Source organism: Azospirillum sp. TSO35-2 (assembly GCF_003116095.1).
Lineage (GTDB): Bacteria > Pseudomonadota > Alphaproteobacteria > Azospirillales > Azospirillaceae > Azospirillum.
Genome location: NZ_LGRA01000013.1, coordinates 518969 through 544685 on the forward strand (window position 1 = coordinate 518969; position 25717 = coordinate 544685).

General features: G+C 70.2%; 21 protein-coding genes. 6 read left to right on the forward strand and 15 right to left on the reverse strand.

Features of this window, described 5'->3' with window-relative positions; translation table 11 throughout:
* Window positions 1–17 precede the first annotated feature (17 nt).
* The 5 genes from TSO352_RS09710 to TSO352_RS09730 form a co-directional block, all read right to left on the reverse strand.
* Window positions 18–992, reverse strand: a complete 975-nt coding sequence (locus TSO352_RS09710) for a PDR/VanB family oxidoreductase (protein WP_109107126.1) — start codon at window positions 990–992, stop codon at window positions 18–20.
* 40 nt (window positions 993–1032) lie between these two features.
* Window positions 1033–1794: a GntR family transcriptional regulator gene (locus tag TSO352_RS09715; RefSeq protein WP_109107127.1), complete on the reverse strand. Its 762-nt coding sequence runs from the start codon at window positions 1792–1794 to the stop codon at window positions 1033–1035.
* The gene (locus TSO352_RS09720; RefSeq protein WP_247872001.1) at window positions 1791–2891 is read right to left on the reverse strand and encodes an aromatic ring-hydroxylating dioxygenase subunit alpha; all 1101 of its coding nucleotides are present in this window, start codon (window positions 2889–2891) and stop codon (window positions 1791–1793) included. The genes TSO352_RS09715 and TSO352_RS09720 overlap by 4 nt, the downstream gene beginning before the upstream one ends.
* Before the next feature lie 212 nt (window positions 2892–3103).
* Entirely contained in the window at window positions 3104–4249 is a 1146-nt protein-coding gene (locus TSO352_RS09725) for a hypothetical protein (RefSeq protein WP_109107129.1), read from the reverse strand.
* Window positions 4250–4330: 81 nt separating this feature from the next.
* Window positions 4331–5572 carry a polysaccharide pyruvyl transferase family protein gene (locus tag TSO352_RS09730; protein ID WP_109107130.1) on the reverse strand — a complete coding sequence of 414 codons (1242 nt, stop codon included), beginning with the start codon at window positions 5570–5572 and terminating at the stop codon, window positions 4331–4333.
* A 546-nt stretch (window positions 5573–6118) separates the two neighbouring features.
* On the opposite strand from TSO352_RS09730, the gene TSO352_RS09735 reads away from it, so the two are divergent.
* From TSO352_RS09735 to TSO352_RS09745, 3 genes are all read left to right on the forward strand, one after another.
* Entirely contained in the window at window positions 6119–7399 is a 1281-nt protein-coding gene (locus tag TSO352_RS09735; RefSeq protein ID WP_109107131.1) for a dicarboxylate/amino acid:cation symporter, read from the forward strand.
* A 103-nt stretch (window positions 7400–7502) separates the two neighbouring features.
* Window positions 7503–9404: an ATP-binding protein gene (locus TSO352_RS09740; protein ID WP_109107385.1), complete on the forward strand. Its 1902-nt coding sequence runs from the start codon at window positions 7503–7505 to the stop codon at window positions 9402–9404.
* The gene (locus tag TSO352_RS09745) at window positions 9365–10717 is read left to right on the forward strand and encodes a sigma-54 dependent transcriptional regulator (protein WP_109107132.1); all 1353 of its coding nucleotides are present in this window, start codon (window positions 9365–9367) and stop codon (window positions 10715–10717) included. Before TSO352_RS09740 ends, TSO352_RS09745 begins: the two co-directional genes overlap by 40 nt.
* A 148-nt stretch (window positions 10718–10865) precedes the next feature.
* Here the strand turns inward: TSO352_RS09745 and TSO352_RS09750 are convergent, their stop codons facing one another.
* The gene (locus TSO352_RS09750; RefSeq protein ID WP_109107133.1) at window positions 10866–12308 is read right to left on the reverse strand and encodes a TRAP transporter large permease subunit; all 1443 of its coding nucleotides are present in this window, start codon (window positions 12306–12308) and stop codon (window positions 10866–10868) included.
* Between the two features lie 2 nt (window positions 12309–12310).
* A complete protein-coding gene (locus TSO352_RS09755) occupies window positions 12311–12802 on the reverse strand; it encodes a TRAP transporter small permease subunit (protein WP_247872002.1) in 492 nt (163 codons plus the stop codon).
* Window positions 12803–13121: 319 nt separating this feature from the next.
* Here TSO352_RS09755 and TSO352_RS09760 point away from each other — a divergent pair, with 319 nt between their 5' ends.
* Window positions 13122–13394, forward strand: coding sequence for a FeoA family protein (locus TSO352_RS09760; RefSeq protein WP_247872003.1), 273 nt, complete (start codon window positions 13122–13124; stop codon window positions 13392–13394).
* A gap of 14 nt (window positions 13395–13408) precedes the next feature.
* Window positions 13409–15523: a ferrous iron transport protein B gene (feoB, locus tag TSO352_RS09765; protein WP_109107136.1), complete on the forward strand. Its 2115-nt coding sequence runs from the start codon at window positions 13409–13411 to the stop codon at window positions 15521–15523.
* Between the two features lie 23 nt (window positions 15524–15546).
* On the opposite strand, the gene TSO352_RS09770 is transcribed toward feoB, so the two are convergent.
* A complete protein-coding gene (locus TSO352_RS09770; RefSeq protein ID WP_109107137.1) occupies window positions 15547–16179 on the reverse strand; it encodes a TetR/AcrR family transcriptional regulator C-terminal domain-containing protein in 633 nt (210 codons plus the stop codon).
* Between the two features lie 111 nt (window positions 16180–16290).
* Here TSO352_RS09770 and TSO352_RS09775 point away from each other — a divergent pair, with 111 nt between their 5' ends.
* Window positions 16291–16941 carry an MSMEG_1061 family FMN-dependent PPOX-type flavoprotein gene (locus tag TSO352_RS09775; RefSeq protein WP_109107138.1) on the forward strand — a complete coding sequence of 217 codons (651 nt, stop codon included), beginning with the start codon at window positions 16291–16293 and terminating at the stop codon, window positions 16939–16941.
* Between the two features lie 28 nt (window positions 16942–16969).
* Here the strand turns inward: TSO352_RS09775 and TSO352_RS09780 are convergent, their stop codons facing one another.
* From TSO352_RS09780 to TSO352_RS09810, 7 genes are all read right to left on the reverse strand, one after another.
* A complete protein-coding gene (locus tag TSO352_RS09780; RefSeq protein ID WP_109107139.1) occupies window positions 16970–17761 on the reverse strand; it encodes an ATP-binding cassette domain-containing protein in 792 nt (263 codons plus the stop codon).
* A complete protein-coding gene (locus tag TSO352_RS09785; protein ID WP_109107140.1) occupies window positions 17758–19098 on the reverse strand; it encodes a sugar ABC transporter permease in 1341 nt (446 codons plus the stop codon). The genes TSO352_RS09780 and TSO352_RS09785 overlap by 4 nt, the downstream gene beginning before the upstream one ends.
* A complete protein-coding gene (xylF, locus tag TSO352_RS09790; RefSeq protein WP_199231547.1) occupies window positions 19098–20162 on the reverse strand; it encodes a D-xylose ABC transporter substrate-binding protein in 1065 nt (354 codons plus the stop codon). The genes TSO352_RS09785 and xylF overlap by 1 nt, the downstream gene beginning before the upstream one ends.
* Before the next feature lie 69 nt (window positions 20163–20231).
* The gene (xylA, locus tag TSO352_RS09795) at window positions 20232–21554 is read right to left on the reverse strand and encodes a xylose isomerase (protein WP_109107141.1); all 1323 of its coding nucleotides are present in this window, start codon (window positions 21552–21554) and stop codon (window positions 20232–20234) included.
* Window positions 21551–22999 (reverse strand): xylulokinase, encoded by a 1449-nt coding sequence (gene xylB / locus TSO352_RS09800; RefSeq protein WP_109107142.1) that lies wholly within the window; start codon window positions 22997–22999, stop codon window positions 21551–21553. The genes xylA and xylB overlap by 4 nt, the downstream gene beginning before the upstream one ends.
* A 95-nt stretch (window positions 23000–23094) precedes the next feature.
* Window positions 23095–24153: a LacI family DNA-binding transcriptional regulator gene (locus TSO352_RS09805; protein WP_109107143.1), complete on the reverse strand. Its 1059-nt coding sequence runs from the start codon at window positions 24151–24153 to the stop codon at window positions 23095–23097.
* A 480-nt stretch (window positions 24154–24633) separates the two neighbouring features.
* Window positions 24634–25710 (reverse strand): LacI family DNA-binding transcriptional regulator, encoded by a 1077-nt coding sequence (locus TSO352_RS09810; RefSeq protein ID WP_109107144.1) that lies wholly within the window; start codon window positions 25708–25710, stop codon window positions 24634–24636.
* Window positions 25711–25717 lie beyond the last annotated feature (7 nt).

Below are 25717 nucleotides of genomic sequence, written 5' to 3' on the forward strand. Positions count from 1 at the left end.
TCACACTCTGCCGCGGGTCAGGCGTTGCGGTCGGCGGTGTCGATGGTGATGCCGCCCTGCACCGCGCGCGACACGCAGGTGCACATCCGCTTGCCCTCGTCCTTCTGGCGGTCGCTGAAGAAGACGTCGCGGTGGTCCAGCGCGCCGTCGACCTCCAGCACCTCCACGGTGCACAGCCCGCACTCGCCGCGCCGGCAGTCGGAGATCATCGCCACGCCGGCCGCCTCCAGCGCGTCCAGCATGGTCTGGTTCTGCGGCACCTGGACCTCCATCCCCAGCCGCGGGATGCGGACGGTGAAGGGCTCCGCCGCGAAGCGCCCGGTGTTGCCGAAGGTTTCGAAGCGCAGGTTGGCGGCGGGCCGGCCGCTGTCGCGCCACAGGCGGCGGACGGCGTCGAGCAGGCCGATCGGGCCGCAGACATACAACTCGCCATCGGGCGCCAGCGCCGCCACGGCGCCCGGCAGGTCGGGCCGCTGCCCGTCCTCCTCGACGGCGATCTCCAGCCGGTCGCCGATCCGCGCGCGCAATTCGTCGGCGAAGGCGAGATCGCCGCGCGAGCGGCAGCCGTAGAGCAGGCGGAACTCCGCCCCCTTGTCGGCCAGTGCCAAGGCCATGCTGTAGATCGGCGTGATGCCGATGCCGCCGGCGACCAGCAGATACTGCGGCCGGCCATGGGCCAGCGGGAACAGATTGCGCGGCGGCGTGATCGACAGCCGCGCGCCGGGGGCCAGCGACCACAGATAGGCCGACCCGCCGCGGCTCTGCGGCATGCGCTTGACCGCGATCCGGTAGACGGAGTCGCGGCAGGGGCCGACGACGGAGTAGGAGCGGGTGTCCGGCCGGTCGCCAATCCGGACCGCCACGCCGATGTGGCTGCCCGGCGGCGGCGGTTCGAACCAGCCCGCAGGTTCAATGTCGAACAGACGGATGTCGTCGGCGATGTCGGTCACCGACCGCAGCCGGGCGTCACGCCAATCGGACTCAACAGGCATATCGGCTCTCCACGCGACAGGCGGATGATGAAACGGGGGATCAGGCGCGCTCGCGCTGGCGGATCAGCGAGGCGCCGGGGATGCGGTCGCGCTGCTGCTGGTTCGACAGGGCGACCTGCAGGTTGCGCTGGGCGATGCGGGAATGCTCGCGCGCCAGCGCCTCCGCCCGGCCGCCCTCGCCATGCTCGATCGCCTCCAGGATGGAGCGGTGATGCTCCTGCGCGATCGACAGGATCTCGCGCGATTCCGGCAGCTCCGACTGGACGAAGACGAAGGCGTTGGGCGAGGCGAAGGGCAAATGCAGGATGCGTTCGATCGAGCGCTTGAGCACCGCGCTCGCCGCCAGTTCCACCAGCAGGCTGTGGAAGCGGTCGTTGAGCCGGATGTAGTCGGAGAAGTCATCCATGCTCAGCTCGCGCCGGCGGATCAGCGCGTCCAGATTGCCGACGCAGTCGCGGATCTCCGCCAGTTCGGCGCGGTCCGGCCGGCGTTCGGCGGCGCGGCGGGCGGCCATGCCCTCCATCGTGCCGCGCAGCTCGATGGAATCGGCGATGTCTTGGTCGCTGAACTCCCGCACCACGAAGCCGCCGGTGGCGAGACAATCCACCAGCCCTTCCTCCTCCAGGCGGACCAGCGCCATCCGGATCGGGGTGCGCGACACGCCGAGCCGGTCGACGATGCTCAGCTCCGCGACGCGTTCGCCCGGCGGCAGTTCGCCGTTCAGCACCATCTCGCGCAGCTTCAGCAGCGCCTTGACCGTCTGGGCGTTGCGCGGCTTGTCGTCCGCGACGGCGGCGCTCATTCCGCCGCCATGCGGGGCTTGGGCTGGGGCTGGGGCTGGGGCGCGCCGCTCTCCGCCGCAATCATCCCGTCGACCAGCCGGCGCGCCCACAGGGCGCCCGCGTCGATGTTGAGGTTGTAGAAGGGCTGGCGCCGGTTGCGCTCGATCGCCGCCTGCTGAGCCTCCAGCACGGCGTGGTCCTGGTCGTAGACGCCGCGGCCGTTGTTGACGTGGGCGAGGTTGAGCTGCCTGGTCAGCTCCGCGTCGTCGGTCCGGTAGGTGCGGACGAAGTTCCAGAAATAATGGCAGCTCGTCTCGCTTTCCGGCGTGATCGCGGCGAGGAAGCAGCCGTTGACCCCCTGCGAGCGGTCGCCGGCGCGGGCCCCGGTCCCGGTCAGCGCCACGCCGACGTCGCCGACCACCGTCGACGGCGCCTGGAACAGGATGATCTGCCAGCGGTCGACCCGGCCGCTGCGGCCGGTGGACGCCAGTTGCCGGGCCCAGAAGGGCGGCGGCTCGATGTCCTCCATCCAGCGCTCCACCGTCGCGGTGCGGTCGGTGTGGGTGACCTCGAACGGGGTGCGGGTGATGGCGTCGTCGCCGATGCTGCCGGCGTGGACGTAGGTTTCGTGGGTCAAATCCATCAGATTGTCGGTGACCAGCCGGTAGTCGCATTTCAGGCTGTAGAAAGTGCCGCCCTCGCCGACCCAGTCGGTGCCGTCGTTCCAGTGGAAGTCGGGAATCCGGTCGGGATCGGCCAGCGCCGGGTCGCCCATCCAGGCCCAGACCAGCCGGTGCCGCTCGACCACCGGGAAGCTCCGCACGCAGGCCGACGGGTTGATGGTTTCCTGCGCCGGCATGTGGGTGCAGCGCCCGCCGGCGTCGAACACCAGCCCGTGATAGCCGCAGACGACCTGATCGCCGTCCAGCCGGCCGAGCGACAACGGCAGCAGCCGGTGCCAGCAGGCATCCTCCAGCGCCGCGACCTCGCCGGTGGTGCGGCGGTACAGCACGATGTCCTTGCCGCAGATCGTCCGCGGCGTCAGCGCGTGCTCGATCTCGTGGCCCCAGGCGGCGGCGTACCAGGAATTCATGGGAAATGGCTTGGCGTCCGACACCGGCTCCTCCCTCTTCAGCGGTTCTGGCCATGCGGTGGCTCGCTTCGGGTTGGAGTATAGTGTCGCCGATTGTTGTATACAACGAATCATTTGTGGACAAAATTGTTATGGATATTCGGCGGGATTGTGCGGTATCCGACCGCTCCCGTCGTCTCGCTCCCTCGATTTTTGTATCCAATACCGGTTTTTGGGCGACGGCGGCCGGCCGCAGGCTACTCGATCGTCACCGGCAGGCGGACGAGATCGCGGTTCCAGGTGATCTTGCACTTATCCAGGTTCAGCCGCGTCATGTAGACGTAGGCGGTCTTGCCGACATCCTCGAAATTCGCGCTTTGGCTGGCCGGGTCGAGCAGGGCGGGGTAGTCGAAGGCCGCGGCGTCGCCGCAGCCGTAGCGGAACAGCAGCGGCGCCGCCCACAGCAACTGCGGCTTCGACCACGTCACCAGATCGGGCGAGGTCGTCGTCCACATCCCGGTGCCGCCGTCCCGGCTCATCGCCACCGTCGCGATGTACAGTCCGCTCGACCGGTGGCGGACGACGCTGCGCACCGTTCCCTGCAGGACGTCCGGCGCCACCGGCGCGCAGGTGTGGCGGTCCGGCGCGCCGCCGGCCTGGGCGTCGCGGACGAAGCGGACCGAGAAGTCCTTGCCGTCCCACGCCCGCCACGCCTGCGGGTCGGCGAGGGTGTCGGTGCGCAGCAGGCAGGCGCCGCGCTTTTGCGCCGCCAACCCTTCGGCCCAGACGAAGGCGTACCAATGGCCGTCGCGCCGGACGATGTTCGATGGGGCGAAATAGCCGGTGCGTCGTCCGATGTCGCCGCCATAGGGGTAGGGCAGGGTGGCGACCGTGTGGTTGGGCGGCGGCGCGCCGAGGTGGAAGCTGGCGCCGCCGTCGGTCGACACCGCCGCGGTGATGCTGTTGCGCCAGCAGCGCATGTATTGTCCGGACGGGCAGAGCGCCCGCCGCTGGTCGCCGTGGAACTCGTTGCTGACCAGGGCGTACACCGTCGTGCCGTCGAGCGTGTAGAAGGACGAAATCCAGCTGCGGTCGTCGAACAGGCCGGGTTCGTCCTGGCCATGCCCCTGGAAGATGACGGCGCAGTTCGGCCGGACGGCGTCGAGCGTCCGCCCGGTGAGGGCGCGCGCCGTCGCATGCGACGCGACCAGATGGACGGTGCCGGTGGCGTCGCGGAAGGCGCGCGCCGGGGTGTCGGGAGAATCGGTCCGGTCGCAGGCGTCCCGCTGCCACGAGGTCACCGCTTCCGGCTCCCCCGCCGTCCGGACGGTCAGCGCGGACGCCGGCACCGCCGCCATCGCCAGCGACAGGGTCAGCGCAAGCGCAAGGATCGGGCGTGGCATGTCACATCTCCGCACAACGGGCGCTGCGGTTGGGAAAGCGGCGGCCCGCCGGCGGCTGTCGTCCACCGGCGGGCCCCGGCGTCACTTGCCGGTCGCGATGGCCTTCAGGAAGGCCGCCGGCTTCAGGCGGTTGGCTTCCAGGAAGTCCAGGTAGCGCCCGGCCGCTTCGGCGCGGTGGGCGTCGTAGGCGTCGGGGTCGAAGCGGACCAGCGACTTCAGGCGGCTGCGGGTCAGCGGGGCGGTCAGGTCGGCGGCCTCGGCGTAGGGGACGCCGGTGTTCTCGCACAGCTCGCGCGTGCGGGAATCGATGGTGACCGTCAGGCCCATCCGCTCGGCCTGGAGCGCCAGGGCGACGCCGTGGTAGCGGCAACCGATCGTCAGATCCTGCTGGCGCAGGCTGTCCATCCAGGCCGGCACGTCATAGAAGGAGCGGACGTAGTTGCGGCACCACGCCTTGAACTCCTCGTCGGAGTAATGCGGGACGGTGTGGTTGTGGATCTCCGTCAGCACCTTCGGCTCGATGCTGTCGAAGATGCCGCGGGAGATCTTGATCATCTCCCCCATCGACTGCACGACATACTGGCCGGGGGCGATCGGATCCATCATCAGGCTGATCAGCTGGTGCTCGATCTCGCGGGTCTTGACCCAGGCCTGGTGGCCGGCGGCGACGGAGACCGAGCGCGGCAGCGCCCGCGCCGTCCAGTTCGCGTGGATCTTCCGGCCCAGCCCGGGCGCCTGGTTGAGGAAGTAGGACGGGCAACCGCCCGGCAGCGAGCCGGTGATCCCCAGCTTGTCGAGCTGGCCGGTGGTGTAGGCGCCGCGGGTGTAGATGTTCGACGAGGTCGACGAGGCGGGGTTGGAGGCCGCGATCACCTGGGCCCAGCGCAGGGTGCCGGGGCTCAGCTCGATGTCGTGGTCGTAGCTGTTGGCCTGGGCGCCCAGCCCGATGGCGACGATGGGCAGCCCCGATTTTTCGAGGTTGTCGGCCATCTGCCCATAGTCGGTGTGGCGGCCGAGCTGGTTGGCGCAGGGGATGACGATGATGTCGGCGTTCTTCCGCAGCGTCTCCGCCGACGCCCCCCAGCTGTAGAAGGTCACCGGGTTGGCGAGGTGGCTGGCGATGGAATGGACGAAGGCCAGATTGCCGTTGTTGTGCCCGATGGCGGTGAACAGCTCGTCGAACGGGGCGTTGGAGTAGAGGCCGAGATTCGGCGTCTTCCACAGCACCGCAACGCGCAGGGGTTGGGATGCGGGCTGGGATGCCGGCCGTCCGGAGGACTGCGGCTGGGCGACAGGGGTGTCGAGCGTGATGTCTTCAAGCATGTCGGCGAGGCCTCAGGACGTTGGGTTCTGCAACAAAGCCGACGGTAAGCGCAGAAGAGGTATGTCCGCAAGCGCCGGCCGAAAATATCACAGGAATCATTACTCGGCTTATCTTGCGAATTTCGAAGCATTATCGGGTGATTTTCTTCTGGGACCCGATATCTTGGCTTGGCGGGCCGGGCCGGTCGCGTTTGGTGTCCCGCCATCCGGAAATCCGAACGCCCGGCGCCGGCCACCGTTCGGAAATCCGAACGGTGGCGGCTCTGACCAGCAATAAACCCCCGCCGGGTCAAGGACTTGGCCTGCGACACCGTGCCCGCCGCGGCTGGCATGCCGGTTGCTCCGTTGCGATCGGTTCCCGCGCAGACGGGACGGTCATCACGGGGAGCGAAACATCCGATGAGCCATCAGGCGACGCAGCACGGGATCACCGCCGGCTGACCCATCCCGCCGCCCGGACCGCGGACCGCACCGCGACCGGGCTTCCATACGTCCGTTACCCGGCCGGCGCGTGAGGCGGCGGGGACAGGTTGAGGTAGAAAGTCCATGAACAAACAGACGACGCTGATCATCGTCGCCATGCTGCTGGGCATCCTGGTCGGATACGCCTGCAACAGCCTGATCGACCCGGCCACGGCCAAGGACGTCGCCAGCTATTTCGCCATGGTGACGGACATCTTCCTGCGCCTGATCAAGATGATCATCGCGCCGTTGATCTTCTCGACGCTGGTCGCCGGCATGGCGGGGATGGGCGACGCCCGCACCGTCGGCCGCATCGGCGGCAAGGCGGTCGGCTGGTTCCTGATGGCCTCCGTCGGGTCGCTGTTCATCGGGCTGATCTTCGCCAACCTGCTGCAGCCGGGCGCCAACGTCGGCGTGCCGCTGCCCGACGTGACCGCCAGCGCCGGGCTGAAGACGTCGGCCCTCAACCTGAAGGACTTCCTGACCCACGTCTTCCCGCGCAACTTCTTCGAGGCGATGGCCAACAACGAGATCCTGCAGATCCTGATCTTCGCGATCTTCGTCGGCCTCGCCATCGGCCAGCTGCGCGACACCAAGGCCGGCCTGCTCGCCCGCTCGATCGAAGAGGTCGTGCCGGTGATGCTGAAGGTCACCGACTATGTGATGCGCTTCGCCCCGATCGGCGTCTTCGCCGCGGTCGCCAACGTGGTGACCACCCAGGGGCTGGGCGTGCTGGTGGTCTACGGCAAGTTCATGGGCAGCTTCTACCTGGCGCTGGCGGTGCTGTGGGCGGCGCTGGTCTTCGCCGGCTTCGTCGTGCTGAAGGGCGACGTCTTCCGCCTGGTCAAGGCGGTGCGCCAGCCGATGCTGCTGGGCTTCTCCACCGCGTCCAGCGAATCCGCCTACCCGCGGGTGATGGAGGAGTTGAAGGCCTTCGGCGTGAAGGAGCGGGTGATCGGCTTCGTCCTGCCGCTCGGCTATTCCTTCAACCTCGACGGCTCGATGATCTACACGACCTTCGCGTCGCTGTTCATCGCCCAAGCCTACGGCATCCCGCTGACCCTGGAACAGCAGATCATCATGCTGCTGGTGCTGATGGTGTCGAGCAAGGGCATCGCCGGCGTGCCGCGCTCCTCGCTGGTGGTGGTCGCCGCCGTGCTGCCGATGTTCCATCTGCCCGAGGCCGGCGTGCTGCTGATCATGGGCATCGACCATTTCCTCGACATGGGCCGCACCGCCACCAACGTGCTGGGCAACGCCATCGCCACCACCGTCGTCGCCAAGTGGGAGGATGCCATCGGTACCGAGGAGGAGATCGGCGAGGGCGCCGACGACCCGCTGCCCGCCCCCGCCGCGGCCGAGTGACCGCGACCGCCGCCTGATGGGCAAGGGGAGGGGCCAGGGGAGGGAAAGCTCTGCTATGATGGCGCGGCCCGCTCCCCTGTCCGTCCTCCTCTCGGCGCTGCTCATGCCCGTCGCCCGCCGTTTCCGCACCATCGGTCTCCTGCTGCCGGCGCTGGCCGCGCTGGCGCTGCTCGCCGGTTTCGCCGGCTTCCGCGTCAGCGAGGGGATGGGGCTGGCCGCCCTGCAGGAGACCGGGCGCCACCGGCTCGACCTCTACGCCGCCAGCCTGGAGCGGGAGATCGACAAATACGCCTATTTCCCGGCGACGCTGGGGTTGGAGCGCGACGTGCTCGACCTCGTGACCGGGCGGGCGCGGTCGGCCTGGGGGCTGAACCGTTATCTGGAACGGTTGAACGAGCGGGCCGGCACCCTGTCGATCTACGCGCTGACCCGCGAGGGCCGGGTGGTCGCCACCAGCAACTGGAACCGCCCCGACAGCTTCATGGGCGAGGATCTGTCCTACCGCCCCTATTTCGTCGACGCGATGGACGGCCGCCAGGGCCGCTTCTTCGGCGTCGGCACCACGCGGGGGGAGGCCGGCTATTACCTGTCGGCCCCCCTGGCGGAGGACGGCACCATCGTCGGCGTCGCGGTGGTCAAGGTCAGCCTGGAACAGCTCGAACAATCCTGGACGACGGTCGAGGCGCCGGTGCTGGTCACCGACGAGAACGGCGTCGTCATCCTGGCCTCGGTCCCGTCCTGGAAATTCACCACCCTGCGGCCGATGGACGAGCCGACCCGCCGCCATTTCGACCAGACCCTGCAATACAACGCCCGCCCGCTGCCACCGCTGGGCCTGACGCCGCTGCGGCCGATTGCCGACCGTGCCGAGCTGGTGCGGCTGGCGCGGGCCGACAATGGAGCGGCCGAGACGGCGGTCTTCCCGCTGTCCGGCGCATTCCTGGCGCAGACGGCGCCGCTGCGCGGCACGCGCTGGACGCTGACCGTGCTGTCGCCGGTCGCCCAGGTCACCGGCATGGCCTGGACCCGCGCCGCCCTGGCCGCGGTGGGCAGCGCCTTCCTCGGCATCCTGCTGCTGATGTGGACCCAGCGCCGCCGCCATCTGGGCGCCCTGCGCCGCGCCCATGGCGAGCTGGAGCGCAAGGTGGAGGAACGCACCCGCACCCTGCGCGCCGCCCAGGACGAGCTGGTGCACGCCGGCAAGCTGGCGGTCATCGGCCAGCTGTCGGCCGGCTTGGCCCATGAACTCAACCAGCCGCTGGCGGCGCTGCGCACGCTGTCGGGCAACGCGGTCAAGTTCCTGCAGCGCGGCAACCTGGAGGCGGCGCAGGGCAACCTCGACCGCATCGGCCAACTGGTCGACGGCATGGGGGCGCTGACCAGCCAGTTGAAGTCCTTCGCCCGCAAATCGTCGGGGGCGCCGCGGCCGGTGGCGGTGCGCCGGCCGATCGACAACGCGCTGTTCCTGCTGGACCAGCGGCTTAAGCGGTCCGGCGTGGCGCTGCGGCTGGCGGTGGCGGACGACGCGGTGGCGCTGTGCGACCCCAACCGGCTGGAACAGGTGTTGGTCAACCTGATCGCCAACAGCCTCGACGCCCTGGCCGGCCGCGGTCCCGGCCACAAGGGCGGCCGTGAGGGCGGCACGCTGGCCATGACCGCCCGGTGCGAGGGGGGGAGGGTGCTGATCGAGGTCGCCGACGACGGCCCCGGCCTGCCCGCCGACGTGCTGCCCCGCCTGTTCGAGCCGTTCTTCACGACCAAGGAGGCGGTCCGGGAGGGGAGTGCGAAGGATGGGGGCGGCGGCCTCGGCTTGGGGCTTGCCATCTCGGCGGGGATCGTGCGTGACTTCGGCGGCACGTTGGCGGGGGCCAACCGGCCCGATGGCGGGGCGGTCTTCACCATCGACCTTCCCGCTGCCGACCTTCCCGCTGCCGATCCCTTCTCCGCCGAGGCCCGAGACTTCGCATGCCCGACACCGCCGCCGCTCCGGCCGCCATCCCCCTGAAGGTCCTGATCGTCGAGGACGATCCCAACGTCCGCCTCGGCTGCCAGCAGGCGCTGGAGCTGGAGGACATCGCGACCGAAGCGGTCGACAGCGCCGAACAGGCGCGCCGGCTGGTGTCGGAGGGTTTCCCGGGCGTGGTCGTCACCGACATCCGGCTGCCCGGCATGGACGGCATGGCGCTGCTGTCCCGGCTGCTCGCCGTCGATCCCGACCTGCCGGTGGTGCTGATGACCGGCCACGGCGACGTGTCGATGGCGGTGCAGGCGATGAAGCTGGGGGCCCACGACTTCATCGAGAAGCCCTTTTCCCCCGACTATCTGGTCGAGGTGGTGCGCCGCGCGCTGGAGAAGCGCCGCCTGACGCTGGAGGTGCGCGACCTGCGCGCCCGGCTGCAGAACCGCCAGAGCATCGAGGCGCGGCTGATCGGCCGGTCGGAGCCGATGGAACGGGTGCGCCGGCTGATCGCCGATCTCGGCAACTCCGCCGCCGACGTGCTGATCCATGGCGAAACCGGCACCGGCAAGGAGCTGGCGGCGCGCTGCCTGCATGACGCCAGCCCCCGGCGCAGCGGCAACTTCGTCGCCATCAACTGCGGCGGCCTGCCCGAAACACTGTTCGACAGCGAGATCTTCGGCCACGAGGCCGGGGCCTTCACCGGGGCCGGCAAGCGGCGCATCGGCAAGGTGGAGCACGCCAACGGCGGCACCCTGTTCCTCGACGAGATCGAGAGCATGCCGATGGCGGTGCAGACCAAGTTCCTGCGCGTGCTTCAGGAGCGCACGCTGGAGCGGCTCGGCTCCAACACGCCGATCGCCATCGACTGCCGGGTGATCGCCGCGACCAAGGTGGATTTGCGGGACTGGGCCGACCGCGGGCAGTTCCGCCCCGACCTCTATTACCGGCTGAACGTGGCGACCCTGCCGCTGCCGCCCCTGCGCGACCGGCGCGAGGACATCCCGCTGTTGTTCGAGCAGTTCACACTGCAGGCCGCCGCGCGCCACGGCCGCCCGGTGCCGCCGCCCGACGCCGAGCGGCTGCGCCGGCTGATGGCCTATGACTGGCCCGGCAATGTGCGGGAGTTGCACAACGTCGCCGACCGTTGCGTGCTGGGCATCGAGCAGGGCTTCCCGCCCTTCGGCACCGCCGCCGCCGCCACGTCCCGTCCGCTGGCCGAGGCGGTCGACGCCTTCGAACGCGCGCTGATCGCCGACACGTTGCGCCGCACCGGCAACAGCCTCGCCCGCGCCGCCGAGGAGTTGCAGATCGCCAAGACGACCCTGCACGACAAGATCCGCAAGCACGGGCTGTCCTGACCGCGGCGGGCGGCCCGACGACCAGCGCCGTCGTGGGACGTCGCACATCCGGTTGCGCTTCGGGATGGAGCCCACCGCGCCTCGATATGAGAACACATAACACGAATTATGGAAATACTGGCGGCCTGCCATCGATGTCGGCGACGCTTCAATCGTCGTCCGGCGCCGGAACCATCGAGCGCATGCGGTCGAGCGCGTCCTGTTCGCTCAGCGCCGACGGGGCGGCGGCCTCTTCCGGATCGGCCAGATGCACCAGCGCCGGAGCCAGCAGCGTCGTGCCGAGCACCAGCGCCTGGATCGCCAGGAACGGCGACAGCGACCGGATCAGGTCCCGCATCACCACGCTGCCGCCCAGCGTGCCGCGCACCATCATCACCGCATAGCCGAAGGGCGGGATCAGGAAACTGACCTGCAGCGCCAGCAGGGTCAGGACGGACACCCACGCCGCGTCGGGAACCCGCATCAGCAGCGGCGGCATCAGCACCGGGATCACGACGAACACGATCTCGAACGCGTCGAGCACGAAGGCGGTGAGGCCGATCATTCCCAGAACCCCGACCAGCGCCCCGGCCGGGCCGCCCGGCAGGCCCGCCACCAGATCGGCCAGCAGCCGGTCGGTTCCAAAGGCGCGGAACACCAGCGTGAAGGTGGTGGCGCCGACGAACAGCGCGAACAGCGCCCCGGTGGTCGCCATGGTGTCGCGCAGCACGGCGTCCAGCGTCGCCCGGTCCAGCTTGCCGCTGACCAGGCCGAAGCACGGCAGGGCCGCCGCGCCGGTGGCGGCCGCCTCCACCGCGTAGAGCCGTCCGGCGGCGACCGCCGCCAGCAGACCACCGACGAAGGCGACGGTCGCGCCGGCGGTCGCCCATCCGGCCAGCCCCAAAGGCCGCTCCGGCTCCAGCGCCGGCCCAGTGGACGCACGGTAGACGGGACGGCGCCCCAGCCACCAGGCGAGCGCAAGGCACAGGGCCAGGAACAGCGCCGCCGGCACCAGCGCGCCGCGGAACATGTCCTGGGTGTTGACGATGCGCACCATGTGTCCGGTGGCGTTCACCGCTTCGGTGTGGGCCCGCATCATGGCGTCGCCCAGCAGGATCAGCACCAGCGACGGCGGCACGACGACGCCCAGCGTGCTGGCGACGCAGACGACGGCCAGGCCCCGTCCGGCCGGGACGCCGCGCTTCAGCAGATTGGGTTGCACCACGCGCGACAAGGTGGTGACGCTGGCGGCGACCGACCCGTTCATCGGCGCCAGCAGCGCGCCCAGGCCGATCGCCGCGACCAGCGGCCCGGCCGGGCCGCGTCCCAGCAGGGCGACCCCGGCGCGGAACAGCGTGTCGGCCAGCGGCAACCGGTTGAGCAACGCCCCCATCAGGACGTAGAGCGGCAACGCCTGGAGCAGGTCGTTCTCCAACAGGCCGACGACACGCCCCGGCAGCGCGGTCATGAGCCCGAGGTCGACGGCCCCCATCGGCAGCCCAACCGCCACCGCCGCCAGCGACGCGGCGATCAGGACCGCATAGGCCGGCAGCCCCGTGACCAGAAGCAGCAGCGCCGCCAGCGCCAGCATCGCCAATCCCGCCAATTCCATGCTCACTCCGCCCCCTTGGCGAGATCGATCAGGGCTTGCAGCAGCATCAGCAGCGCCAGCACGCAGGCGCCGGCCTTCACCACGAAGTAGCCGGGATTGAAGGTGTCCGGGAACGCCTCCAGCTGGACCACCGACCGCGAGGCCGTCGGCCAGCCGGCGATCAGGATGAACAGGGTCCAGGGCAGGATCGCCAGCAGGGTGGCGGCGGCACCGATCCGCGCACGCGCCGCCGGTGACAGGCGGCGGGCGAAGGCGTCGGTGGCGAGATGGCTGCCGGCGCGCGTCGCCTGCGGCACCGCCATGCAGACATACAGCGCGAAGATCCACTGCGCGAGGTCGTTCGCCTCGCGTGAATAGGCCTGCACCAGGTCGCGCAGTGGCCATTGCAGGAACAGCAGGGCCGCCACGGCAAGGGCAAGCCAGCGGCCGCCGTCGATGACACGGCCCAGCGCCCGATCGCAGCGATCGAGCCACAGGCGATTGGACGTCCGCACAGCCGGAGGTTCCTTTCCTGCCATCGTTCAAAACCTGGAAACCGCCTGTCGACGTTCGACCGGCACGCAATCGGTAGATCAAACTGAAGCACGACCGTTGTTAAATCTGCGTAATGTTCGCGTCGCAAGCGGCCTCCCCGCCGGCTGCGACATCCGCCTGCGACAATTCCCGCGTTGCGGATGACTATCAAAGTCATCAAGCTGAAAGTCTCGGCGACGGTCGTGGGGCCGTCGTCCGGCGCGTCACCCGGGTTCGTCCCTTGGATTTCCCGGCGCGCGGACACAATCGAAGGCCATCGTTGCGATGCACGGATCAAGGTTGCCCACCCAGCCGCTGGGCGGCTTGCGCAAGGGCATGCGGGCCGAAGTGGTCGGCCTGGACGAAGGCACCGTCTCGACCACCCTGTCGCCCGGCGAGTTGGAGCGGCGTCTGATCGAAATGGGGCTGGTCGAAGGCGCCACCGTCGAAGTTCTGCACGAGGGCTTTCCCGCCCGCGACCCGATCGCCATCCGCGTCAACGACCACACCGTCGCGCTGCGCCGCAACGAGGCCAACGCGGTGTTCGTCGCCGTTGCCGGAGGCGCCCGGTGACCCAGTCGGCCCCCATGCCAACCGCCATGCCGGCGCCCGCACCGATGATCGCGCTGGTCGGCAACCCGAATTGCGGCAAGACCGCGCTGTTCAACGCCCTGACCGGCAGCCGCCAGAAGGTGGCGAACTACGCCGGCGTCACGGTGGAGCGCAAGGAGGGGCGCTGCATCGCCCCGTCGGGCCAACCGTTGCGCGTCCTCGATCTTCCCGGCACCTATTCCCTGCGCGCCCGCTCCCCCGACGAGGAGGTGACGCGCGACGTCGTGCTGGGCCGGCTGCCCGGCGAGAGCCTTCCCGACATCCTGGTCTGCGTTGTCGACGCCACCAACCTGCGGCTCCACCTCCGCCTCGTGCTGGAATTGAAGCGGACCGGCCGGCCGCTGGTGCTCGCGCTCAACATGATGGACATGGTGGAGCGGCGCGGCAGCCGCATCGACCTCGACGCCCTGTCGGCGGCGCTCGGTGTTCCGGTGGTGCCGACCGTGGCGATCCGCCGCGACGGCGTGCGCGCCCTGCTCGACGCGGTGGAGCGGATCGCCGCCGGGGCGGCCGACACCGTTGACGGGCAGGATGGCTGGAGCGAACCCGACGCGCAGGAGCTGCGCGGCTATCACCGCAAGGTCGAGGCGATCGTCGCGCAGGCGGTGCAGGCGCCGTCGCGGTCGGACGGGCTGACCCGGCGGGTCGACGCCGTCCTGCTGCAACCGGTGCTCGGGCTCGGCATCCTGTTCCTGGTGCTGTTCCTGATGTTCCAGGCGGTGTTCGCCTGGGCGAAACTGCCGATGGATCTGATCAACGACGGGCTGACGTGGCTCAAGACCGCCGTCGCCGCCGGGCTGCCGGAAGGGCCGCTGAACAGCCTGCTGACCGACGGCGTCATTGCCGGCGTCGGCAGCGTCGTCATCTTCCTGCCCCAGATCCTGGTGCTGTTCCTGTTCATCCAGCTGCTGGAGGATTCCGGCTACATGGCGCGGGCCGCCTTCCTGCTCGACCGGCTGATGGGCGGCGTCGGCCTGCATGGGCGGGCCTTCATCCCGCTGCTGTCCAGCTTCGCCTGCGCCGTGCCCGGCATCATGGCGACGCGGACGATCGAGAATCGGGCGGACCGGCTGGCGACCATCATGATCGCGCCGCTGATGACCTGCTCGGCCCGGCTGCCGGTCTACGCGCTGCTGATCGCCGCCTTCATCCCCGACCGGGCGCTGTTCGGCGGCGCGGTCGGGCTGCAGGGGTTGGTGATGTTCGCCCTCTACGCCACCGGCATCGTCGCCGCCCTGCTGGTCGCCGTCGTGCTGAAGCGCACGCTGTTCCGCGGCGCGCGCGAGCCGCTGCTGATGGAGTTGCCGGCCTACCGCCTGCCCCGCCCGCGCAACCTCGCGCTCGGCCTTGCCGAGCGGACCCGGATCTTCCTGACCCGCGCCGGCACCCGCATCTTCGCGCTGATGGTGGCGATCTGGTTCCTCGCCAGCTTCCCCGGCGCGCCGGAGGGTGCGGAGGGTGCGGCGATCCAGTATTCCTTCGCCGGCCAGATCGGCCATCTGCTGGAACCGCTGCTGGCGCCCATCGGCTTCACCTGGCAGATCGCCATCGCCCTGGTGCCGGGCATGGCGGCGCGCGAGGTGGCGGTCGGCGTGCTGGGCACCGTCTATTCGCTGAGCGCCAGCGGCGACGCGCTGGCCGACACGCTGGGCGCGACGCTCGCCGCCTCCTGGAGCCTGCCGACCGCCCTGTCGCTGCTGGTGTGGTACATCTTCGCCCCGCAATGCATCTCCACCCTGTCGGTGGTCCGGCGCGAGACCAACTCCACCCTGTGGCCGACGGTGATGTTCGCCTACATGCTGGCGCTGGCCTACGCCGCCTCCTTCGTCACCTACCGGCTGGCGTCGGCGCTCATGGGTGAGCCGGTCGCGGCGACGGCCGCCGTGTCCTGGCAATCGGTGATCGTGCTGCCGGTGGTGGTGGTCGCCGTCGGCCTGTCGGCCTGGCGCTATCTGCTGCCGGCGACGCTGCGGATGACGCTGCGCCGCGCGGTCGGCCTGCCCCAGCCGGCGGTGGCCGCCTGCGGCGGGTGCAGCGGCTGCGGCGGCGGTGGCTCGGCCAAGCCGCTGGACCATTCCCGACGGGCGTGAGCGGGGCCGCCAGGGCCGGACCATCAAGGAATGACCGCCCGCAGGCCGTCGATCAAGCGGTCGAGGCCGAAGCGGAACCGGGCATCGTCGTCGTCCGCGGCCAGCAAGGCAACCGCAGACGCCGCGTTCGGGTAGCGCGCGGCCTGGGCGACCGTCACCGCCTGCGCCAGACGCGCCAGTTCAACCCCCTCGCCTTTCGGCGGCGGCATCGTCGCCTGTTCCTCGATGGTGAAGCCCAGCACGAAATACTGCAGCGTGAACAGGGTGTGGACGGCGGTGCGCTCGTCGGCCCCGGCCGCTCGCAGCGTGCCGATGACCTGGTCGCCGATCCGCAGCACATTATCCATCACCGGGAAGGTCCCGGCATAGACGCGGGCGCCGTCGCGCCGCGCCTTCAAGGCACGGCGGAACTCCAGCGCCACCGCGCGCAGCCACTCGTCCCACCGCAGGCCATCGTCGGGCGGCAGGGCCATGTCGGCCAGGATGGCGTCGGCCATGGCGTCCAGCAGAGCCTGCTTGTTGGCGAAATGCCAGTAGAGCGACGGCGCCTGGATGTGCAGCGCCTGGGCCAGCCGCCGCATCGTCAGCCCATCCACCCCCACCTCGTCCAGCAGCGCCATCGCCGCGGCGATGACGTCCGGTCGTTGCACCTTCATGGCGGCTCCCTCCCCCACATCCGTCTCCCCATTGACAAACTAACGTCGTTAGGCAAACCTAACAACGTTAGTTTGCTGGCGGGCAGCAGACGCCATGGGCGGAGAGCCGAGTTGGCCGAGTTGATCGATCCCCACCGCATCACCACCGTCGACGCGTTGCGGCGGCTGTACCACCTGCCGACCGAGCGCATGGTGAAGATGACCTTCCCCTTTCTCGACGATCACTGCCTGCGCTTCATCGCCGAATCGCCGCTGGTGTTCGTCGCGACCGCGTCCGAAACCGGGATGGACTGTTCACCCCGTGGTGGGCGTCCCGGCTTCGTCCAGGCGGTGGACCGGCGCGAACTCGCCCTGCCCGACTGGCCCGGCAACAACAAGCTGTCGTCGATCACCAACCTCCTGACCTCCGACGGGGCCTGCGGGCTGGTGTTCCTGGTGCCGGGACAGGACGTCTTCCTGCGGGTGAACGGCAGCGCCACCGTCACGACGGCGCCCGACCTGCTGGACCGCCTGCACGAGGAGGGGCGCCGGCCCAAGGCCGCCATCCGCCTGTCGGTGCGCGAGGCCTTCTTCCATTGCGGCAAGGCGCTGCGCCGGTCGCACCTGTGGCAGCCCGACGCCTGGGTCATCCCGCAGGACATGCCGTCGCCGGGCCAGGTGGTGAAGGACCAGTCCGGACTGGCGGAGATGACGGTCGAGCAGATCGACGCCCATTACCGGCAGGCGCTGGCCGACCACCTCTACAGCAGTCCGGAACCCTGACCGCCCGCCCACGGACCGTCCCGGCGGCTCAGGTCATCGCGCCCGGACCGGGGATGGCGCCCGGCGGGCATTTGCCCAGGATGATCATCCCCAGCACCTCGTCCTGGGTCACCTCGGACACCTTCGCCGTGCCGACCAGCTTGCCGTTCTTCATGACGTGGATGCGGTCGGCCAGATCGAACACGTCGTGGATGTCGTGGGAAATCAGGAAGATGCCGATGCCTTCCTGCTTGAGCTGCTTCACCAGCTCGCCGACCTGCCGGGTTTCGGCGGGGCCGAGCGCCGCCGTCGGCTCGTCCATGATCAGGACGCGGGCGTCGAAATGGATGGCGCGGGCGATGGCGACCGACTGGCGCTGGCCACCCGACAGCGCCTTCACCGGCTCCTTGAAGCGGCGGAAATGCGGGTTGAGGCGGCCCATCACCGCGCGGGCCTCCGCCTCCATCGCGTGGTCGTCCAGCGTGCCCCAGGCGGTCAGTTTCTCCCGCCCCAGGAAGATGTTCGCGGCGGCGTCGACGTTGTCGGCCAGCGCCAGCGTCTGGTAGATCGTCTCGATGCCGCAGCGCTTGGCGTCGCGCGGGCTGGCGATGTGGACCGGCTCGCCGTTCACCCGGATCTCGCCATGGTCGGCGGCGTAGGCCCCCGACAGGATCTTGATCAGCGTCGACTTGCCCGCCCCGTTGTGGCCGAGCAGCCCGACCACCTCGCCGGCGTGGAGGTCGATGCTGACGCCGTCCACCGCCTTGATGCCGCCGAAGGCGATGGAGACGTCGCGCATCTCCACCAGCGGGACCGCCCCGGTCGGGCTGACCTCCGTCATTTCACACCTTTGCGATAGAGCGTGTCGATGTAGACCGCGGCGACCAGCACGATGCCGACAACGATGTTCTGCATCGGCGCGTCGACCCCCAGCAGCACCATGCCGGACTGGAGCGACTGCATGACCAGCGCCCCCAGCATCGCGCCATGGATGGTGCCGACGCCGCCGGCCAGCGAGGTGCCGCCGATGATCGCGGCGGCGATGACGTACAGCTCGTCCAGCGTGCCGTTGGCGTTGGTGGCGGCGTTCAGCCGCGCGGTGGCGATGCAGGCGGACAGGCCGCACAGCGCCCCCATCAGCCCGAACACCATCACCAGGACGCGCCGGGTGTTGATGCCCGACAGTTCCGCCGCCTCCGGGTTGCCGCCGATGGCGAAGACGTAGCGGCCGAAGCGGGTGCGGCTGGCCAGGAAGGTCACCGCCACGCCCACCGCCAGGGCGATCAGCACCGGGATGGCGAAGCCATGGGCGATCAGCGGCAGCGGCCCGTCGGTCGACAGCCCCTGCGCCTCCACCATCCGCCGCACCACCGGCAGCGGCAGCGGGTAGGCGTTGACCACCAGGACCGAGCCGACGATGGCGGCGGCCACCAGCAGGATCACCACCGCCTCCGCCCACACGGGTCGCACCGGGAAACCGAAGCCGGCCCGCCGCCGCCGGGTCAGCAGCAGCGCCGCCACCGCCAGCACGATCGCCGCCACCCCGATCAGCCAGCTCGGCCCGGCGCCGATGGCGCCCTCGAAGCCGCCGCCCAGCCGCTTGAACAGCCCGTCCATCGGCGCCACGGTCTGGCCGGTGGTCACCCACCACGCAGCACCCCGCCAGACCAGCAGCCCGCCGAGCGTGACGATGAAGGACGACACGCCGAGATAGGCGATGATCGCGCCCTGCAGCGCCCCGACCGCCCCGCCGACGGCGATGCCGGCGGCGACGGCGACCACCCAGGTCAGCGGATGGTCAAAGCCCCACAGCTCCGGCAGAAAGCGCGACTGCAGCACGCCGACCATCATCCCGGTGAAGCCGAGGATCGAGCCGACCGACAGGTCGATGTTGCGGGTGACGATGACCAGCACCATGCCGGTCGCCATCACCCCGACCGACGCCGCCTGCACCGACAGGTTCCACAGGTTGCGCGGGGTCAGGAAGGCGCCGCCGGTCAGGACGTCGAAGCCGATCCAGATGATGGCGAGCGCGCCGATCATCCCGACCAGCCTGGTGTCCAGTTCCAGCGCGCGCAGGGTGTCGCCGAGGCTGGACCGGCCTGCGGCGGCGGCCGGCGGTTCCCGCGGCGCCTCGGATCGAGGCGCCGGGGACAACAGGGTGGACGGCTCGGCCATCAGTCGCAGACCTTGACCGCGCCCTTCTTGACGCCCTGGCAGACAACGTCCTTCGTCACCCAGCCGGCGTCGATCACCTGGTTCAGATTGTCCTTGGTGATGGCGATCGGCGTCAGGAACAGCGAGGTCATCGTCTGCTTCTTCGGCCCGCCGTTGAAGGTGGTGGCGCCGGCGATGGCGCTCATCTTCTTGCCGCCCGCCAGTTCCATGGCGATCTCCGCGGCGCGGCGGCCCAACTCGCGCGCATCCTTCCACACCGACACCGTCTGGGTGCCCAGCGCGATGCGGTTCAGCGCCGCCTTGTCGCCGTCCTGGCCCGACACCGGCACCGTCCCGGCCAGCCCCTGGGCCGCCAGCGCCGCCACGGCGCCGCCGGCCGTGCCGTCGTTGGAGGCGACCACCGCGTCGACCTTGTTGTTGGTCTTGGTCAGGATCTGCTCCATGTTCTGCTGGGCGATGGCCGGCAGCCACTTGTCGGTGTAGGCCTCGCCGACATTCTTGACGTCGCCGCGGTCGATCGCCGCCTTCAGCACCTCCATCTGGCCGGCGAACAGGAAATCGGCGTTGGGATCGGTCGAGGAGCCCTTGATGAAGGCGTAGTTGCCCTTCGGCTTGGCGGCGAAGACGCTGCGGGCCTGCAGGCGGCCGACCTCCTTGTTGTCGAAGGTGATGTAGAAGGCCGAGGGGATCTCGATCAGCCGGTCATAGCCGACCACCGGGATGCCCTCCGCCGCCGCCTTCTCCACCGCCGGGCGGATGGCGTCGCTGTCCTGCGCCAGGATGATCAGCGCGTTGGCGCCGCGGGCGATCAGCGATTCGATGTCGGACAACTGCTTGGCCGGCGAGGACTGTGCGTCGGCCGAGACGTAGGTGCCGCCGGCCTTCTCGATCACCGCCTTGATGGCGGCCTCGTCGGTCTTCCAGCGCTCTTCCTGGAAGTTGGACCAGGACACGCCGACCGTCGGCCCGGCGGCGAGCGCGACGGTGGCGGTCATGCCGGCGGCCAGCGTCAGGAACAGGCCGGTGGCGGCGGCGGTGACGGTGGCGGTGAGGCGGTGCTTCATCGTGTTTCCTCCCTGTGTGGCCGTCCATGCGGCGGCCTTTGTTGATCGATGATGAGCGGTGATCGCGACTCAAACGTACCGGTTGACGATGTTCTCCAGTTGCTCCTGCCGGCCGGAGCGCGGTTGCGGGTCGACGCCGGTGGCGAGCGCGCGGTCGGCCAGGGTGGCGAGGTCGCGCTGGCCGGCCAGGATCGCCCTGCCCTCCTCGCTGTCCCAACCGGCGTAGCGCTCGGCGAGCGGGGCGGTCAGCGCCTTGTCCTCCAGCATCGCCGCGGCTTGCAGCAGGGCGCGGGCGCAGGTGTCGATGCCGCCGATGTGGCCGTGCAGCAGGTCGGCCGGGTCGATCGACTGGCGGCGGATCTTGGCGTCGAAGTTCAGGCCGCCGGTGGTGAAGCCGCCGCCCTTCAGGATGTCGTGCAGGACCACCGTGGTTTCGCCGACGTCGTTGGCGAACTGGTCGGTGTCCCAGCCCAGCAGCCCGTCGCCGCGGTTCATGTCGAGCGAGCCGAAGATCCCCAGCGCCAGCGCCAGCCCGACCTCGTGCTGGAAGCTGTGGCCGGCCAGGATCGCGTGGTTCTGCTCGATGTTCACCCGCACGTCGGCCAGCAGGTCGTAGCGCTCCAGGAAGCCGTAGACGGTGGCGACGTCGAAGTCGTACTGGTGCTTGGTCGGCTCGCGCGGCTTCGGCTCGATCAGGATCGGGCCCTTGAAGCCGATCTTGTGCTTGTGCTCCACCACCATCGAGACGAAGCGGCCCATCTGGTCCAGCTCGCGGCCGAGATCGGTGTTCAGCAGCGTCTCATAGCCCTCGCGCCCACCCCACATCACGTAGTTGGCGCCGCCCAGCGCGTGCGTCGCCTCCAGCGCCGCGCGGACCTGCCCGCAGGCGTAGAGGAACACGTCCGGATCGGGGTTGGTCGCCGCGCCGGCCATGTAGCGCCGGTGCGAGAACAGGTTGGCGGTGCCCCACAGCAGCCGGACCTTGGCGCTTTCCATCTTCGCGGCGAACAGCTCGGTGATCGCCTTCAGATTGTCGACGCTCTCGGCCAGCGTAGCGCCTTCCGGCGCGGCGTCGAGGTCGTGGAAGCAGAAGAAGGGGATGTCGAGCAGCCGGAACATCTCGAAGGCGACGTCGGCCTTGCTGCGCGCCGCCGCCATCGGGTCAAGGCCGGGGCGCATCCACGGCCGCAGGAAGGTCTCGCCGCCGAACGGGTCGCCGCCCGGCCAGCAGAAGCTGTGCCAGTAGCAGGCGGCCAGCCGCAGATGGTCCTCCATCCGCTTGCCCATCACCACGCGGTCCTTGTCGTACCAGCGGTAGGACAGCGGGTCGCGGCTGTCCGGCCCGCGGTGGCTCACCGGGGACAGATCGCCGAAGAAGGGGACGGTGCTCAAGACGCGAACTCCTTGGCAAGGGGGTAGAGCCGGCGCCAGCGCAGCCAGGCTTGGCTGTAGGCTTCGGCGCGGGCCGGATCGGGGGTGAAGGATTCCAGGCGGCGGGGCTTGCGGCAGACGGTGGCGGCATCCTCGCCGGTCGCCGCCATGCGGCCGAGATGGGCGGCGCCCAGCGCCGCGCCGACCTCGCCATCCTCGATGCGGTGGACGGTCAGGCCGAGCACGTCGGCGCAGATCCGCGCCCACAGCCGCGAGCGGGAGCCACCGCCGGCGAGATCGATGGCGGCCGGCGCTGGACCGAGCGCCACCAGATTGTCGCGGGCGGCGAAGGCGACGCCCTCCAGCACCGCCTGCACCAACGCGTCGCGCCCGGTGTCGGCCGACAGCCCGGCGAACAGGCCGCGCACGGTGGCGTCGTTGTGAGGGGTGCGCTCGCCCGACAGGTAGGGCAGGAAAGCGACCGGCGACGGACCGTCCACCGCGTCGCCCAGCGGCGCCAGCAACTCCGCCTCCCCGGCGCCCAGCGTCGCCGCCGCCCAGGCCAGCGAGGCCGCCGCCGACAGCATGACGCCCATCTGGTGCCAGACCCCGGGTAGGGCGTGGCAGAAGGCGTGGACCGCCAGCGCCGGATTCGGCAGGAAGCGGTCGGTCGTCGTCCACAGCACGCCCGAGGTGCCGAGGCTGAGGAAGGCGTCGCCCGGCGTGATGGCGCCCAGTCCGACAGCGCTCGCCGCGCAATCCCCTGCCCCGCCCGCCACCACCGGCGGCGTCTTCATGCCCCAGCGCCGGGCGAAGTCGGCGGACAGCCGGGCGACCGGGGCCGAGCCCTCGGCCAGTTCCGGCATGTGGGCGCGGGTCAGGCGGCCGGCGGCCAGCAACGCGTCGGACCAGTCGCGCTTCGCCACGTCCAGCCACAGCGTGCCGGAGGCGTCGGACATCTCCTCCACCATCGCGCCGGTCAGGCGCCAGCGGACGTAAGCCTTGGGCAGCAGCACCTTGGCGACGGCGGCGAAGATCTCCGGCTCCTCCTCCGCCACCCACAGCAGCTTGGGCGCGGTGAAGCCGGGCATGGCGATGTTGCCGCTGATGGCGCGGAAGTCGGGCAGCGCCGCTTCCAGCGCCGCGCATTGCCGGTGGGACCGGCCGTCGTTCCACAGGATCGCCGGCCGCAGCACCCGGTGGTCGTGCCCCAGCAGGACGGCGCCGTGCATCTGTCCGGACAGGCCGATCCCGGCCACATCCGCGACGGCGTCGGGCAGCCGCGCCGCCAGCTCGTCAACCGCGGCGACCGCCGCCGCGACCCAGTCCTCCGGCTCCTGCTCCGACCACAGCGGGTGCGGGCGGGACACGGTGCAGGGACGTGACGCGACCGCCACCACCGCCCCGTCGGCGTCGGTCAGCACCGCCTTGGCGCTCGACGTGCCGATGTCGATTCCGAGAAACATGACGCTCGACCTTCCTGATCTGGTGCCGTGCCGGCGAAGCCGGTGTTCACATCTGCCGGCCGACGCCGGTCCCTAAATCCCCCGGCTGACGCCGGTCAGGGCAGATTGTCCCGAAGAATGACCTCGACCCGGATGTGCTCCTGCGCGGCGATGATCTCCTGCCCGCTGACCAGGGCGTGGAGCACCCGCGCCATCGACCGCACCTCGTGCCCCGGATCCTGCGCCACCAGCGCGGCGAAGGTGCCGTCCAGCAGCATGCGGCGCGTCGCCGGGGTCAGCTCGTGCCCGACGCACAGGATCTTGCGGGCGAGCCCGGCCTCGGCCAGCGCCTCGCCGATGCCGATCGAGCCTTCGCCGGTGTTGTAGATGGCGACCAGATCGGGGGTGTCGGCGATCATGCGGCGGACCAGGGCGCGGTTGCGCTCCGGGTCGTCGCGCCCCTCGACCGGCGTCAGCCGCGTCAGGTGCGGGTATTCCTCCGCCATCACCTGCCCGAAGCCGAAGCGCCGTTCGGCGTGGTCGCGCAGGCTGCCGGAGCCGGTGACGATGCCGATGGAGCCGCCGGCGCCATCCCCGCGGGGCGGGCCGAGAAAGCGGCCGACCAGCGACCCGGCGGTGCGGCCGGCGGCGATGTTGTCGATACCGATGTAATGGTGGCGGCGTGACGACGGCGAGTCGGACACCAGCGTCACCACCGCCATGCCGGCCGCGACCAGATCGTCGATCGCCGCCCGGATCCGCGGATGGTCGAGCGCCACCACCGCCACCCCGTCGAAGCGGCCAGGCAGCCCGGCCAGCTCCGCGGCCAGCGTGTCGGCGTCGAACACGTCGGTCTCGACGATCTCGACCGCGATGCGGCGCGCGCGGAACCAGTCGGCCTGGGCGCGGATGTTGTCGGCGATGTCCAGCATGAAGCGGTTGCTGCCGCGCGGCAGCACCACGCCGAAGCGCCAGGACCGCGCCCGCGCCAGCTCGGCCGCCGCCGCCAGCGGGCGGAAGCCCAGGCGCTGCACCGCCTCGTTCACCTTGCGCGCCGTCTTCTCGCTGACCCCGGGCCGGCCGTTGACCACGCGGTCGGCCGTCGCAAGGCTGACGCCGGCGGCCGCGGCCACGTCGCGCAGGGTCAGGGGGGCGTCGTCTTGCTGACTGTTCATAAGCCAAACATATGCCGGCGTTTTGAGGTGCGCAACTCAAATCGTGCAACAGCGCATATCCAGGCATTTCAGCGCCGGAATATGGTGCACTGCGGCCGGATGGCAACGCCGTGTTAAGGTGCGCACATCAATTCTGCTGAGCGGAAGGGTTTCCCCCGCTCAGCCAAGGTCCTCGCGGCGGGGCCCAGGCGCTGACCGGCGCTGACCGGCGCTGACGCAAATGCGTCGTATCGCTTCCGGATCGACAATCCCTGCTTTCATCGTCATCCCCGTGAAAATGGGGATCCAGGGCAATTCGGCCAGTTTCCTGTGTTGCCCTGGATTTCCGCCGGCGCGGGAATGACGGTCGACGACGGAAATCGTCGGCTTCGAAAGGCTGAACACTTCAACGGCAGCGCCTGAACGGCAGCGCCTGCGCGCGGAGGAGGAAGGGACGACGAAGGCGACAGGCTTGGACCAGGACCGCCGCCTTGCGGTCCCTCAGCCGCCCGCGACCGGGCGGGTGCTGGCGCGGATCACCAGTTCGCAGTCGAGGTTGTGGTGGCACGGCGGGACGCGGGCGCCGCCCAGGGCGGACAGGATGCGGCTGGCGCTCAGCCGGCCGATCTCGCGCTGCGGCGGGCGCACCGTGGTCAGCGGCGGCGGGCAGGAGCTGCTGAAGGGCAGATCGCCGAAACCGACCACGGCCAAATCGTCGGGCACCCGCAGGTCGCGCCGGGTCGCCTCGAACAGCACGCCCAGCGCCAGCGCGTCGTTGGAGCAGACCACCCCGTCGATGTCCGGGTGCTGGGTCAGGATCTCGTCGATCAGCCAGCGGCCAACCCCGGTGGAGGCGGCGTCGGGAACGGTGAAGGCGATCGGCTGGTGCAGCCCGCGGCGGCGGACCTCGTCCTCATAGCCGGCGGTGCGGCTGCGCACGCGCATGTCCTGGTGGGCGGCGGCGCCGATGTAGGCGACCTTGCGGCTGCCCTGGTCGTACAGGTGGCTGGCCTGCATGCGCCCGACTTCGAAATGCGAGAAGCCGACGCTGATGTTGACCGCCTCGCTCTCCGCCCCGGGACCATGCGTCGGCATGTCCCACATCTCCACCACCGGCACGCCGCAGGAGCGCAGCATGGCGCGGGTGCGGTCGGTGTGGTGGAAGCCGGTGACCACCATCGCCGCCGGCGACCAGGCGAGGAAGGCGCGGATCAGGCTTTCCTCCTCCTCCGGGCTGAACTCGCTGACGCCGAGCAAGGTCTGGTAATGCGCCTCCTGGAACAGCGCCTGGAGGGTGTTGTAGGTCTCGGCGAAGAAGGAGTTGAGGATGGAGGGCAGGATCACGCCGATGGTGCGGCTGCGCGCCGCCGCCAGGCTGCCGGCCACCAGGTTGGGCACATAGCCCATCTCGTCGATGACCCGGGCGATCCGCTCGGCCAACGCCTGCGACACCGCTTCGGGACGGCGCAGATACAGCGACACCGTGCTGGGCGACACGTCGGCCGCGGTCGCCACGTCGCTCATGGTGACGCGTTGCGTGCCACGGCGCACCCGCTTCCGGCTTTCGGTGATCGACATCGTCATT